This window comes from Pedobacter sp. 10L46_2 (assembly GCF_056395165.1).
This window is the reverse complement of record NZ_JBFTIZ010000099.1, coordinates 1-13,388: the sequence shown is the minus strand read 5'-3', so window position 1 is coordinate 13,388 and position 13,388 is coordinate 1. Positions and strand designations below refer to the sequence as shown.

The 13,388-nt window shown below is 37.4% G+C and carries 14 protein-coding genes; all 14 read right to left on the bottom strand.

The genetic code is table 11. The features are described from left to right. On the bottom strand, positions 1-533 hold a 533-nt coding region (locus tag AC1DDX_RS12795), incomplete at its 3' end, for a hypothetical protein (RefSeq protein ID WP_477622116.1). An 89-nt stretch (positions 534-622) separates the two neighbouring features. Beyond that, the gene (locus AC1DDX_RS12790; protein ID WP_477622115.1) at positions 623-1,528 is read right to left on the bottom strand and encodes a hypothetical protein; all 906 of its coding nucleotides are present in this window, start codon (positions 1,526-1,528) and stop codon (positions 623-625) included. Between the two features lie 23 nt (positions 1,529-1,551). Then, positions 1,552-4,770 (bottom strand): baseplate J/gp47 family protein, encoded by a 3,219-nt coding sequence (locus tag AC1DDX_RS12785; RefSeq protein WP_337716208.1) that lies wholly within the window; start codon positions 4,768-4,770, stop codon positions 1,552-1,554. After that, positions 4,767-5,198 (bottom strand): GPW/gp25 family protein, encoded by a 432-nt coding sequence (locus tag AC1DDX_RS12780; protein ID WP_172662901.1) that lies wholly within the window; start codon positions 5,196-5,198, stop codon positions 4,767-4,769. Before AC1DDX_RS12780 ends, AC1DDX_RS12785 begins: the two co-directional genes overlap by 4 nt. Positions 5,199-5,236: 38 nt before the next feature. Further along, positions 5,237-5,488, bottom strand: a complete 252-nt coding sequence (locus AC1DDX_RS12775) for a hypothetical protein (RefSeq protein ID WP_172662900.1) — start codon at positions 5,486-5,488, stop codon at positions 5,237-5,239. 2 nt (positions 5,489-5,490) lie between these two features. Further along, a complete protein-coding gene (gene vgrG, locus AC1DDX_RS12770) occupies positions 5,491-7,368 on the bottom strand; it encodes a type VI secretion system tip protein VgrG (RefSeq protein ID WP_172662899.1) in 1,878 nt (625 codons plus the stop codon). Positions 7,369-7,372: 4 nt separating this feature from the next. Further along, complete coding sequence (locus AC1DDX_RS12765; RefSeq protein WP_172662898.1) at positions 7,373-8,092, bottom strand: CIS tube protein; 720 nt, start codon at positions 8,090-8,092, stop codon at positions 7,373-7,375. A gap of 2 nt (positions 8,093-8,094) precedes the next feature. After that, positions 8,095-8,256 (bottom strand): DUF5908 family protein, encoded by a 162-nt coding sequence (locus tag AC1DDX_RS12760; RefSeq protein ID WP_172662897.1) that lies wholly within the window; start codon positions 8,254-8,256, stop codon positions 8,095-8,097. A gap of 3 nt (positions 8,257-8,259) precedes the next feature. Further along, a complete protein-coding gene (locus AC1DDX_RS12755) occupies positions 8,260-8,805 on the bottom strand; it encodes a phage tail protein (protein WP_172662896.1) in 546 nt (181 codons plus the stop codon). 11 nt (positions 8,806-8,816) lie between these two features. Beyond that, positions 8,817-9,251: a phage tail protein gene (locus AC1DDX_RS12750; RefSeq protein WP_048905512.1), complete on the bottom strand. Its 435-nt coding sequence runs from the start codon at positions 9,249-9,251 to the stop codon at positions 8,817-8,819. Positions 9,252-9,288: 37 nt separating this feature from the next. After that, on the bottom strand, positions 9,289-10,863 hold the full coding sequence (locus tag AC1DDX_RS12745; RefSeq protein WP_172662895.1) for a phage tail sheath family protein: 1,575 nt from the start codon (positions 10,861-10,863) through the stop codon (positions 9,289-9,291). A gap of 16 nt (positions 10,864-10,879) precedes the next feature. Continuing rightward, a complete protein-coding gene (locus tag AC1DDX_RS12740; RefSeq protein WP_337716206.1) occupies positions 10,880-11,920 on the bottom strand; it encodes a hypothetical protein in 1,041 nt (346 codons plus the stop codon). 22 nt (positions 11,921-11,942) lie between these two features. Next, positions 11,943-12,554, bottom strand: a complete 612-nt coding sequence (locus tag AC1DDX_RS12735) for a Pvc16 family protein (RefSeq protein ID WP_337716204.1) — start codon at positions 12,552-12,554, stop codon at positions 11,943-11,945. 21 nt (positions 12,555-12,575) lie between these two features. Continuing rightward, entirely contained in the window at positions 12,576-13,226 is a 651-nt protein-coding gene (locus tag AC1DDX_RS12730; RefSeq protein WP_337716202.1) for an FkbM family methyltransferase, read from the bottom strand. Positions 13,227-13,388: the final 162 nt, after the last annotated feature.

Genomic DNA, 13,388 nt, shown 5'->3' with positions numbered 1-13,388 from the left:
TCTTTAGGGTTTGAGGTAAAGCCCGAATAAAGCACGTTTACATACTCAGAGAATGATTCAGAAAACCTGGAGAGCAAATGATCAAGAAACAAGTTGCGACGCTTGTAGTATGTAATTTTATCCTCTGCAGCAGTCTGTACTTTTGTATCTATAGTAGCATTATCTACAAAAATCTCGTCAGCGTCTTTAAAACTCCTTACCGTATTTGCGAAATAGGTGTTTTTCTGGATGTCAGTGGAGAATAGATTGCCCAGATTTGAAAGTTGTGAGAAAGAATTGGCCAAATGCTGATCAAAAAAGTACAGATATCCTTGCAGTTGTTTTGCCTGGGCAACACGTTCTGCGGTTGCATTTTCTGGTAGGCCCCAGTGGCTTATTCCATAGTTTTTTGGAAAGTGATTTTGAATAGAATAATAGTTCCCTATGTCTTCAAAAGTACCTGTGTCAAATTGTATATCTTCAGTTCTTACCAGATCATTACCAGTAATATAATCGTTCATCGATTTGTCGAACCTGCTCTTTATGATATTCATATCAGGCCTTAATGGAATGCCATTTTTATAAATCAGGACATTTGAATCCAAAATGTTTATGATTGGTTGTTTACCTCGTTTAACTGGAATTATCCATTTGTTGCTGAGTTGATATTGCTTACTCCAGATGCATTAAGCATTTGCTGCATAATGTCTGAAAGATGGATTTCCTTTTTCAGATCGGAAGCTAAAAGTTCTTCCTCTTTTATAAAACCATGAATCAGTAACGGTCCTTCAAATATCACATCCGAAGTGTAGCCGCTATCAATGAGATCATTTAACCAATAAAATTTTATAAGCGGTGTCAGGTAGAGCTGAATATTAAAAAATAGTTCTGCAAGGGTCTCAAACGGATCAGCATCAGATTTTATTTCAATCTCACTGCAAAGCCTGAACTCTTGCGTAGTTATTTCATTAATGGTTAAAAAATCTTCACAAAGGTTCCTGTTCTGCATTACCAGTTCCAATACTTCTGTTTTTATCAGTTCTTTACTATCATTAGCAACATTGGTATCAAACTCTATTAGTACATCATAATAGCCCAACACATCAACAGGTTCCCATTTAAGGCTTTCTGGCTGTGTGAATTGAAGTTTTTTAAGGGTAATGTCGGCAAACATACCAAGGCTCCTTTTCTGCAACCAGGCATTTTTTACGCCTTCAATATCGATAATCAGCTTGCGGTAATCGTTAATGGTTACTGCCTTGTTCGGAAATATTTTTGAAGCTGAAAAAAAGTGCTTTAGAATATTTTCCCTTGCATCTTTAGATGTGGCAAGCAGATCAGGAATGGTGTTGTTTGTTCTATAACTTAAATCAGTAATTGCATAGCAAAGCAACTCGAGTATGGTAATGCCCGGATCATGAACATTGTAATCTGTCCAGATATCAGAGCCTGTTTTTTCAATAGATCCAATACCCGTTTTTCGTAGTTCTTCATAATCAAAAGCATCGCTTTGCGGTTTTTTCGACGAAATACTTAGTGCTTCACTCATGTGAATTAGAGGTTTATTTTAGTTCAGATTAATAATTTCATTGTTCTGGGAAGTGCTATAGAAGAACTTGATGAATCGCTTACAATGTTATGCTGAGTATGTGACACCAAAATAGATGCGGGATTAGAGGCTTCTGCAACTTCTACATTTCTTCCGAAGGCTCTTTTATTTGGAGAAAATTTATAAAGAGAAAAATCAGTCAGATAGTCAATGTACTCGAGGTCTTCTAAAAATTTAATGACCATCGACTTTGTAATTTTACCCCCAAAATGAATGTCATTTCCTGTATTGTTCATCCAGGGGGATAAAAATTCCTGTAATTTCAGATTGATTACCTTTTGATAATAGTTAAACTCATAGCCCTTTTTTAATTTTAAACTAACCGATACTTTTACTGGCTCATAACTTGGATTCACCACCTGGTAAGATGCCCAGGCAGATGAATGCTTACTTAAAAAAGTATTGATTTCATCAAGCGTATTTTTATCAACCTTTGGTTTAAAAGGGTCAATAGCATTGTGGTTGGTTAAATCAGGAACTACCACAATTAATGTATTTCCAGGTGAATAAAATGAACCTATAGTTGCATGGTTAATGCATTTAACTTTGTGAATCGTTGGAAAATGCTGCAGAATAAGACGCTCGTAATCCCAAATGGCAACGGTTCTTTCTTTATGGCGCAAACGTTCACTTGCACGAGTATAATACGCAGCATCATTTTCTTTTACCGCACCGCCAAAGGAAGAATAAGGCTGGGTAATTTTTTTAATTGCCGCAGTTTCAATCTTTAGTTTGGTAATTGTATTGGCTGGCAGCGCTTTGGCCAAACGCAATGGATCATTATTCTGATCATCAAAAATGACAATTCCGGCATTTGCCTGCACATCAATCAGGTTGCAAACGCTATCAGTATCTTTTATTATCGCTGCTTTTATCCAAAGTAAATTGCCAGGTAGAATTGTGTTAGATGTTGTAGCTTCTTTTGGTATGACTATTTTTATAACTCCACTGGCAAGTAAGCCGTTAGTGGTATCAAAAATAAAATCATCGTTTGTAAGTGTTTTCCAATAGTTATCGCAGAGCACACTCCATTCTAAAGTTATTTTCGGTTTTTCTGGATTTGCGCTTCCCTCAGCTATCTGGAATAAAATACTTGCGGAATCTTCTGCATATAAATCACTCAAACCAATTAGTAACTCGCCTTCTGTGTTATACTGTGGTACCAGTTTTACTAAAGTATTGTTTAGAAACGAGTGTTTGCTTCGGGTATAAGCATGTTCCCTTGCCTGCCCGAAGGCACCATAATGAAATAATTCAATCTCTTCATCAACATAATCATTTAATGAGGTTCCACTAAAATTAATTTTGGCTGTTGTTGCCGTATAATTTAAAGAAATTGATTGAATTTCAGGCGAGAATGGTTCTGCAGGGAGCTTAAGTTCTCCTCCGCTAAGACTATATCTTAAAATTTCAGCGGTATATTTTTCCCTGTAATCTTTAAACAAAAAACTATTGTCAAGTTTAAGATGTAACTGGCCTTTGCGGATGTCTTTGTAGAGATTAAGAATTAGCTGTAGTGCGGGCTTATATAATTGAAGCGTTTGGGCTGATTTAGCATTTACGAAATTGACCTTTTGCTGAATGTTGGAGAATCCCGGTAACAGATAAGACATTTTACTGCTTACTGTTTGCAATACCGATTGCCCCGGATTAATGTAATATGGGGTATAAAACTGTGGAAGTATAAAAAATGGAAATAAAATGGCGTAATCGGGATTAGTAAATTTCCAACTGGTTTGTAACTGAGCGTTTGATACATTGAAGAGCTTTACCGGTTCGTAACTTTTTTTCCAGGAATAACCATCTTTAAATGCAGCAGACGCACTGAAATAACTATTATTTATGTTTGAATTGCCGTAATTTGCAAAATAAGTTTTAAGGTTGGAATCTGGAATATTTTTCCAATCTACATCAAGGGAAAAGCTTTTTAGGCGCTTTGAGAAGGTTTCTTCATGAAGAATATAAAAATTAGAATTTTCTTCTGATAAAGGCCCGAATGGTTTAAAAGGTTTTTTAGGATTTAATGTTCCAAAATCGTTTTCGAGTTCTATTGAAGAAATACCCTGAACATCAACCTCTATAGTTGCATCTACAAGTTCGGCATTCATGAGATTCTGATAACCGAAATCTGTTTTTTCATTGTTTACAATAATCTGTAATATTGGATTGGTCGTATCAAATTCTCCACCGTGTGCAGCCTTATCGTAAACAATTACTGCAGGCTCATCTTTGCTTATATTTAAAGTAAATTCTATTCTATAATTGAGATTGTCTGATGATGTTATTACTGCTGAAGTAAGTTTTGGTCCTATCCATCCCTTTTCTCCGGTAATACTTACTTTAAAAAGATTGGAGGTGAGTACACTATTTTTTGCAGATGCATCAAGCCCTCTTAGCGTTAGGTATATTTTAATGCTCCTGGTGCCCTCTTTCATTTTCAAGATGCTACTCGACAGGCAAAAGCCAATCTGCGCCAGTGGCATTGAGGAATTACCGAAACCACTCCATTTTGGATTTCCGGGGTCTAGAATAGCGCCTAGCCCATCCTTGGAATTTGCTATTGGAGCGTGAAATACAACATTTCGGTTAACAGGGTTAACATAAAGGGATTTAAGCTGAGCCACCTTTGATGGGTTTACCACCATATCTTGCTCAAGTTTATATCCAATGTCTCTCTTTGTATTGTCTTTACCCGCTAAAAGTAATGTGCCAGCGGTTAATAAAGTATTTTCAGTATTTTTTTTAAGTTCAAAAATTACGTGTGCTTTATCTGCTATTGGTGGCGCTTGGTTTAGTTTTAAAACATCGTGGTAGTAAAAGTCCAGGTGGCGCTGTGTAAGGGTATTCATCAAAGCCTTTGGTTTTTCCATCAGCTCGATAAAAGTGTTCCATAAAGCGAGGTGTGGAGGCAATGATTTGTTGTTTGCCATTGCATTTATCTCTTCGATACTTAAATCGAAAAAGCTATCCCATTGGCCACTTTCTGTTAGGTTTTTGTTAACAGCATCAATATCAAAAAACTTGACATGTTTTGAAACCTCCTGTACAAACTTATAGTAATCTGCTTTTGTACGTTGATCGACGGGCGCAATTGCAGGATCTAATAACGCTGACATTCGTTCTTGTTGCGTTTGCCCGTCGCGTTTAAGAATAACTTTATAATCTATTGCTTTAGCGCTCATGCCAATTTATTATTAGCCTCGTTAAGATAAAACGGATAAACAAGATTGAAACGGGTATTGGTGTTGATTACCTCATAATCAACAGAAATATCGATTCTGCCCTCAGTAATGAAATCATCAAGAAGATTTACAAGTAGTAACTTAATTCTTGGTTCAAACATTAGAATGGCGTTTTTTACAGTTATTTTTATTGAAGTTTCTGTTGAAGTACTCATTGCTTCGAACACATAGTTTTCAAGATTACAACCGTATAAAGGTTGTAGAAATCTTTCTCCAATGGTTGTCGACAATAAAATTTCCAAACTCTTATTTATATCTTCCTCGTCGGAGGTCATTAAAACCCGGTTAGTTTGCTTAGAGAAAGTTGGAGGAAAACTCCATCCTCTTCCAAGAAATGAAAGTTCGGATACATCTTTAAGCTTATCCATAATTTTTTAATATTTGGTACTTGCTTTATGTTTATGGGTCAAATAATTTCAACTACCGCGTTATATAGCGTATCATCATTGAACTTTGTTTTTATTACAAAAGCTTCAGGATGAGCTTTTAAATGATTAATTACCCCTATGGCTACTGCCACACATAAAAGCGTCATCTGTTTATTTGTTTCTGGAGGATTTTTCCCCATTACTTCTGGATAATGCTCATTGAATGCAGCCTGAATTGCTTCTGCCATGCTTCCGGCAAGATCTGAGGGGGTTCCTGGAATTAAGGCCATAATTATCCTGTTTTAACTTTTACTGATAATAGACTTGGTGTAGCTGGTGGCATTGGAGGAACGGGTGGTGCAGGACTCACAGGTAATCCCAGCGCGGTCTCACCAGGGTGCATATGTGTAGCGTATATGTTTACAATTTGGTTTAGGTAAGTAAGTAATTCATCTCCAAATACAAGTGGATGAGAAGCACCGTCAACAAGTTCTATCTGAGGGGCATCCACCACTACTTTTGTATTTCCATGTACTTTTATCAGTCCTCCATTGATATCTATATTTATTTCATTACCGTTGGCATCTTTTACTGTAATAGCCGAAGGCTCAGTAATGATTTTATTTCCACTCTGATCTTCAACACTAAAGCCTTGTTTATCATCGCTAATGAATACTTTGTTTTCTCCAGGGGTTTCAATTTTAATTTCTTTGATGTCATCATCAAAAGTCAATTTCAATTTTTCGCGGGAAGTGTAACCCTTTTTATGGTTGTCATTTGAAGGTTGTATCGGTGGAACTTTATTGGAACTGTGAAGCATGCCCAAAATAACAGGCTGACGAGGGTCATCGTACAAAAAACCAAGAAGCACTTCATCGTCAAGCTCTGGTCTGAAGAACATTCCTCTTTCATTTCCCGCATCTGTTAGGGCTATCCTTGCCCATACTCCATCATCATTCGCATTAATATAAGGCATTTTTACCCTAACACGTTGTTCTCCATCAGGGTCCTCATTATCGGTAACAATGCCGGTATGTAACCCAATTACGCCTGGTAATAATCCGCCGGCTTTTGGTGCAACAATATGGTTTTCTTCCATAAACGAATCAGGACTATGACCAAACTGAACATGTGTTTTCCATCCGTTTGACAGGGTATAATCGTGTCTTACACCGCTTACAAAAGCCTTTCCATTAAATCGTTGGCCTAGCCCATTCAATTCCACCACATCGCCCGGATTAATGTTAGCAATACCTTGAAATTTCACTTTGCCTCTTATTTTCGATAATCTGGATTTCAACAACTCTGCATCGGCCCAGGCTTGAGTTTCCTGTGGATCTATTGAACCCGAATGGTTTAGCGATATTTCAGCGGGGCTGGCAACTGAAGCTAACTCTGTTGTTGTAAAGCTCCCCTGCTCTTCTAAATCAGAAGGGTCGTTGGCTGTGGATTCAGCTATTTCCTGGTTGGCCATATCCCATGCTTTACCAATTACTGAAGTATATTGATTTCTGCTATCCATCTCTGCATCGAGTTCTATAATTGTTGCTCCATGTAAAAGCGAGAGAATGGCCTCGCCGGTAACCGTGGGTTTTTTAATAACGATGTTTTCGTCGTTTGTCAATATGATATTACCATTTGCTTCTGCCCTGCTTAAAATGAAGTCCCAATCAGTAGAATTGTATTGAACCATTTCTTTGTAAGTTACATCGGTAGATTCAACGTTGATATCCGTAAAACCCGCATCTTCTAAAATCTGGGTGATAATATCCGAATCAGGGAGATCATGAAAATAGGCATTCTTACGACCGATCGTTGTTTTTATTGCTTTGTGCCTACATTCTACTGTAAGCAACGGTGCCATACCCGTTCTTATCTTGAGTGATTGTTTAATTATAATTCCTTTGAATATATTTACAGTAGTGTCTGAATCCCCTGCTTCAATTTCTATTTCGTTGCCTGGGCTGAATAAATCTCCATCAGTTAATGGAAATATCCCGTCAGAAGCATCTCCATCCTGAAAAACTAAAATGGCAGAAGATATCTTATTGACCACCTTGGTAACAAAAACAGATTGCTTAGCTACCGATTGAGGTACATCTTCGCCGTTTATTTTGAGTTTGAATTCAGCAACCGACTCAACTTCAGGAATCATTCTTTCTTCAGCCATTGCCTTACGATTTTACATTCTTATCAAAAGGTGGAAAAACCAATTTCTGTCCGGGTATCAAATCCCTGAAATTTTTCAAATTATTAACCTTTGCTATTTCCAGATAATATTTAAAATTGCCGTAAATTTTATGAACCATTGCTGGTAATGTATCCCCCTCTTTTACAATTCGGATATGGGTAAGGTCTGCGGATTTTTTATCTTCTTCGGCTTCAATTTGCTCCTTGGCTCTTTTTTCAATGAAAGTTGCTGTAATAATTGCCCGAAGTGGTTTGCCTCCGTTATTAAATAGTTTGTATTGGATATTTGCTGTTTTTAAGATACAATCAAATGCAAACTGGTTGGCCCTGTACCAAATTAAACCTGGCCAATTTATACGAAGAAATCTAGTCCTATGCCCTTTACCATCATACCCTGTAGTTTGATAAAATTCAATAATCTTATCCTTAACATCCAATGGAACTCCTGTGGCATTTGTACCATCTAAAAAAAACTTTAATGTAACTTCAAATGGTGTAGTGCCAAGAAATGGCCCTGCATTACCTGTTGCTCCACTTGCAGGATTCTGCTCTGATAAAACAGTGTAATTAAGCGTAATTTCATCAGGATTAATAAAAGTAGAAAATGTTTTCTCCGAGTCTCCTGCCCGATCAATTTTCTCCCATGACTCAATTTTAAGCTTATCAGCAGGCTTAAAGGGATTTAAGGCATCAAGAATTCCCATGGTCACCGTTCATTTTTTTGTTTAAGGATTTCCATAACCTGCTCTACGCATTCTTTAATGATGTCTTCTTTTGAAGGAGTATTGCTGCCCTGATGAGCCCCTGAAGAAGAAGCATCATCAGACACAGATACAGCGATTTCGATTTCGTTTATTATAATCGGCATAATCTAAAAACTTACAGATCCAGAGACACCTCCGCTTATTGCGCCCCCAACGGCGCCTACAGCCCCCATTAACAAATCATCGAGCCCCATAGGTTTAAAATACTGGTAGGTTAACTCTAATGTTTCTACTACCATTGTATTTTGCTCTGCATTGAATTCGGAGACGTCAATTTTAGTTGGGTAGGCATTAAAAACATGCCATACGTTTAGCGGAATGTGACTGTCGTTCAATAAACTCACAAGGATGTTTTTGGGCTGAAAATTAAAATTTTCGATACTGTCCCGACACCAGTGACTTACAAAAGACCCTAGAAACAATCCGCGTTTCAGTACCAGTTTGTTGTACTGAGGAACGCCGGGAAACTGGTGTTTAAACCTGTTCTCCCCGCCTTCGGCCACAGTTTCTGTTGTAATACTTGCACTTAATCCGCTTACACTTTGGAAACGCACATCCTGAGGCGTTTGCGGGAACATTTCAAATACAACAAGAAAATGAAAGCCAACAGGTGGATAGATTAATCCATCAATGATACCACTGATTAAACTCATAATATTATAGGTTAATCACCATTTTGTATAGTAAGCCCTTCATGGGCCAGGTCAAGTTGTTCAATAGCAACTTCACTTCCGTCAGCCTTTAGATCTGTACTTTGTATTTTAATTGGAAAGGCGTTCTTAATTTTCCAGGTTACTACAGGTTCATGATTTTCATTAAGTAGTTTTATAACTACATCCCGCCTTTCAACAGTATTAAGGCTTATGGTATTTAACCATTGATAGAACTCATTATCTGCAGCAAAAACCCCTCGTTTTAGTGTGATGTTGCTAAATTCCCTCATACCGGGCATTTTAATTTTACTGAATTCTGGCGATGCTCCGTCACGATATTCAATCAGTTTGTTTTCGATATTTAATCCGCTTACTTCCGTAAAGCCAATTTTGGTTCCGCCCCAGTCAACCTGGAAATGAAACTTTGGTAGTGGATAAGTTGCCATTTTATTTTGTTTTAGATGAGCTTTTAAAGCTGATTAATTAAGATTCCTGAAGTTTATGAGAGAATTTGAGAATGATAAACTCTGCCGGACGTACTACTGCCATGCCAATTTCAATATTCATTCTGCCCTCCAATATGTCAAGCGCGGTCATAGTTACACCTAAACCAACCCTAACAAAGAATGCGTGTTCCGGTTTAGCACCTGCAAGCGCTCCTGCCCTCCATTGTTTAATCAGGAAGTTTTCGATCATGGCCCTTACCCTCACCCAGGTATTGGCGTCGTTTGGCTCAAAAACAACCCATTCGGTTCCTTTTTTGATAGATTCTTCTGCAAAAATGAAGAACCTACGCACTGGGACATAACGCCATTCATTGTCATTTCCGGCCAGTGTCCTGGCTCCCCATACCATCACTCCCTTACCCGTAAAATACCTTATCGCATTTATTGATTTACCTGAAGTTGGATCTACATTTAATGACATTTGATCCTGATGAGAAATTTTTAACGATGCCGCATTTACATAAGATAGTGAGACATTGGCAGGTGCTTTCCAAACACCTCTTGAACTATCAACAGCAGCATAAATACCTGCAACTGCTGATGAAGGTGGCATAACAATCGTTATTTTTTGAAGCTGGAGCTTGATAACATTATATAGCTCCGTATTGCCAGTAACTGCTGGTGGGGTAACAGGTGATGTTGGTACGGTTGCAGGAGGTTTCTGAAGATTCAGACCTGTTTTTATTGATTCTTTTAAAGTAGACAGCGGATTTAGAATACTTGCCAGACTAATATTTCCCGGATCACTAGCAGGAGTTTCGACAGTTTGGGTGGTTGTTACTCCTCCAACAACTGTTTTGTAAATTACGTTTACGTCATTGTCTTCAAATCGATAGTTTAATATAGTTTCCAGATAAGGGAAATAAGCAGCTCCATATTTTATCAAATCCAGGTTGCTACCCAGGGTTGCAGCATTTCTAAAATCATCCGCTGAGCTGTTAATGTCGTTAGGCGTGCCCTTTTGTTGTATTACATCAATAATGGTAAATCTGTCCTGAAGCAGAAAACATTGATTTAGTGCCTGATTAATCAGTGAATAATAGCTTGATGAATCTAAAGAAGGCCCATCCGGGAAAAGCAGTAAGGTAGGCTCATCAACTTTCGCTATTGCAGCTAAACCATCTTGCAGTTTTTGTGATGCAATGTCAGTATCAGAAGGAGCTGAAGAAGGATATTGGCCGACTGACACTATGTAACACGGACCTCCTCCATTGGCGAAATACATCTGCAGCCCATAGTATAGTTTGAACCTTGAACTCGTTGCGGCTGCCTTATCAATTGAGATTGTTCTTGCAACTGAAGAATCACTATTGGTAGTGTCTGTAATGGTTACAGTAAATGCTGTTTCCTTCTGGGCCAGACCAAACAATTGTTCATATTCTAGCAATGAACTAATTCGCTGGGGTAACAGCGTAAGATCTTTACCGTTAAAAGTTGCTTTCTCAGTATAACCGATGAATGCAGGAATAGCAGTTTCCACTTCAGCTACGGAAGGTGGAAACGTTGGGATCTCACGTATATAGACCCCGGGGGTTTTAAATACATCTGCCATGTTGGTAGGTTTTTAATTAGATTGTGATTAAAATATCTGAGAAAGTATCAGAACCTTCTGTTCTTATGAGATTTAAAGGAGGATTTGGTAAATTGGCTATAATCACTTTATTTGTACTGTCTGTCAATTTAATCCCCGCAATTGGATCTTGTTTAAGTGGTAATACATTGTTGGACGTAAAAATAAATTTCCCTGGTGGTGAGCTTCCCAGCAATGTAAAATCTATTGATGAACCATTCGTTTTAGCTACATTTATTGTTGTTATCGACGAGTTAAATTGTTTGGTAATGATATATCTCCATTTTGTTGAGCGATTTGTAAACGGAATTTTATATTTTTTTGTGCTGATCGAATGATCATTATTTTGAAATTGATAGGCTGAACTCAAATTGCTTTTATAAAAAATTTCGATTACTCCAAATACATCAGAAATTTCATGGGGATTGATTGAATAAAAAGATGCCTTCTCGGTTCCTTCAATTAAAAAGCGCGTCCGGCCTCCTGTTGATTTATTAAGATCAAAAGAAAAATTATATACGTTATTGGAGTTATCCAATAGCTGCTGTAAACTCTCTCCGCTGTCTATAAATTCTAGTTTTCCGGTTTGAGTTGCAAGGTTACTGTTATGTGCAAAAGAAAAGGCATTACTTACAAAGGGAATTAAATCTGCCTCAGACACGGTTTTCTTGGTTTTGTTTGCAACAAGCAGTGGCTCGCCCGCTAATAGATTTGAACTCAGGTTATTGAAATAATAACGGCTGCTAGCTGGCTTACTGGTATTTAGATCGGTGATGTTTTCAAAGAAACTGTTTTTCAGCTTGAGTAGAAAAGTAAATTTTGTTCCCTCTGTTAAAGGATTTCTAATTACATCCAGACTATTCACTTTTGCATATAATTTTCCGCCGAAATCACTTGGCAGAAAACGTAATCCCAGTGATTTCATAAGAACGTTACAGTCTTCAGATGGCTGCAAAGCTATATCAGGACATTTACCCGAACTGTAAAATGTATGGGGAAACTCCACTGAAAAAAGTGCTTTATATTTTATTTTTATCATTACAAAAAGATTGGAGGTTAACTTAATTGTCGCTAATGGTAACTTCTGTAATTGGAGGTGCTTCCATTTTAGGTTCAAGATCAATGAAACTCATGGTTCGGATTTTATAAATTACGTTAGGCATGTACTTTGCACCAAGTGCTGCCCAAAGGTTATTTTGTTGTTCAAAAGTGATGGGATGTAAATTGACCAGCAAACGACCCACCTTTTGCCATGGTTTGTCGTTATCAACTTTTGCATTGATCCCAGGATACTTATCGCTATCAAAGACCTGATTGCCTTGAAAGAATGAAATTACGTAAGATAGTAGTCTTAATGCGGTAGAGTAGTTATTAGCAAAGACAGAAAAAATAACAAATACATTCAGGTTAACCGGGGGATTAATTATTTGAATCTTGTCATCTGTTTTCCGATAGTTGTATTGAGCATCAGAAACGCGATCTTCCTCCAGGTTTACCAGCGTTAAAATTATTTTAGATACCTCACCGCCGTCTGATACAACAGCAAATGTTCCATCAGGAGTCATCAGTGAAGAGATCATTACAATATCTTCATTTCCGAAGTTTGTGGCGTCCTTGCGTTTAAGATAAGCGTTGAGCTCATCTGATAAAAATTCAAGTGCTGTGCGTAACATGTGTTTAAATAAAGTGTAATCTTAATTCTTTGAATAAACAAACTGCCTTGCGGCAGAGATATCCGGATTAAATAGTAAATTATACCCGTAGTCTTTTAACTTCTGATGATTAAAATTATCTGTATGTGTTTCAATAATAATCGCATGTATCTTTCTTAGATCCTCTTCTTTTGATGCCTCAATTAGAAATTCTTCGTAACCTTCAATATCTAACTTCAGTATGAAAACGTCCCTGTCAAGTTCGTTGATGAAAGAAAATAACCCAACAGATTCAACAGATAAAAAGTCATTGGAATTTGGTATCGACGTCCATCGCCCACTCCAATCACTTTGATCTGGTGAATAAAGATTTAATGTCCCGTTGGTTACTGAAACTGCCTTGTTCAATGCCTTTATTTTTCCAAACCTTTTAGCGTTTTCATTTAAATACCAGAAGCTATCGGGGTTTGGTTCAAAGGAAATCACATCAACGTTTTTTAGATGCCTGGCACACATTATCGAAAATGCACCAATATGAGCACCACAATCAATCACATAACTTTGAGTTAAAGGTTCAATGTGCGCAAATCGGCTTTTAATACAGTACATGTCCTGGTTAATAACTTCAGGAATAACCCAACGATCATCATCAGTATCTTTCCTGTAAACAATATTTAAAAGATCATTCATCATTTATCTATTAAGCAAAGGTTGATTTGGTCTTCTTATTGGTCTCTGACGTTCTTAATAAGTAGCTAAAAAAAGTATCCTCATCAAGAATATTCGGGTATTGATTTTCCTCTAAATAACCCCTAACCATGTTAGCAGAAACCATATAACAATAGGAATTGGGAT

Excerpts from the sequence above, each read along its gene's own strand:
- AC1DDX_RS12790 (WP_477622115.1), bottom strand. The coding sequence starts at position 1,528 with ATGAGTGAAGCACTAAGTATTTCGTCGAAAAAACCGCAAAGCGATGCT.
- AC1DDX_RS12785 (WP_337716208.1), bottom strand. The coding sequence starts at position 4,770 with ATGAGCGCTAAAGCAATAGATTATAAAGTTATTCTTAAACGCGACGGG.
- AC1DDX_RS12780 (WP_172662901.1), bottom strand. The coding sequence starts at position 5,198 with ATGGATAAGCTTAAAGATGTATCCGAACTTTCATTTCTTGGAAGAGGA.
- AC1DDX_RS12775 (WP_172662900.1), bottom strand. The coding sequence starts at position 5,488 with ATGGCCTTAATTCCAGGAACCCCCTCAGATCTTGCCGGAAGCATGGCA.
- vgrG (WP_172662899.1), bottom strand. The coding sequence starts at position 7,368 with ATGGCTGAAGAAAGAATGATTCCTGAAGTTGAGTCGGTTGCTGAATTC.
- AC1DDX_RS12765 (WP_172662898.1), bottom strand. The coding sequence starts at position 8,092 with ATGGGAATTCTTGATGCCTTAAATCCCTTTAAGCCTGCTGATAAGCTT.
- AC1DDX_RS12760 (WP_172662897.1), bottom strand. The coding sequence starts at position 8,256 with ATGCCGATTATAATAAACGAAATCGAAATCGCTGTATCTGTGTCTGAT.
- AC1DDX_RS12755 (WP_172662896.1), bottom strand. The coding sequence starts at position 8,805 with ATGAGTTTAATCAGTGGTATCATTGATGGATTAATCTATCCACCTGTT.
- AC1DDX_RS12750 (WP_048905512.1), bottom strand. The coding sequence starts at position 9,251 with ATGGCAACTTATCCACTACCAAAGTTTCATTTCCAGGTTGACTGGGGC.
- AC1DDX_RS12745 (WP_172662895.1), bottom strand. The coding sequence starts at position 10,863 with ATGGCAGATGTATTTAAAACCCCCGGGGTCTATATACGTGAGATCCCA.
- AC1DDX_RS12740 (WP_337716206.1), bottom strand. The coding sequence starts at position 11,920 with ATGATAAAAATAAAATATAAAGCACTTTTTTCAGTGGAGTTTCCCCAT.
- AC1DDX_RS12735 (WP_337716204.1), bottom strand. The coding sequence starts at position 12,554 with ATGTTACGCACAGCACTTGAATTTTTATCAGATGAGCTCAACGCTTAT.
- AC1DDX_RS12730 (WP_337716202.1), bottom strand. The coding sequence starts at position 13,226 with ATGATGAATGATCTTTTAAATATTGTTTACAGGAAAGATACTGATGAT.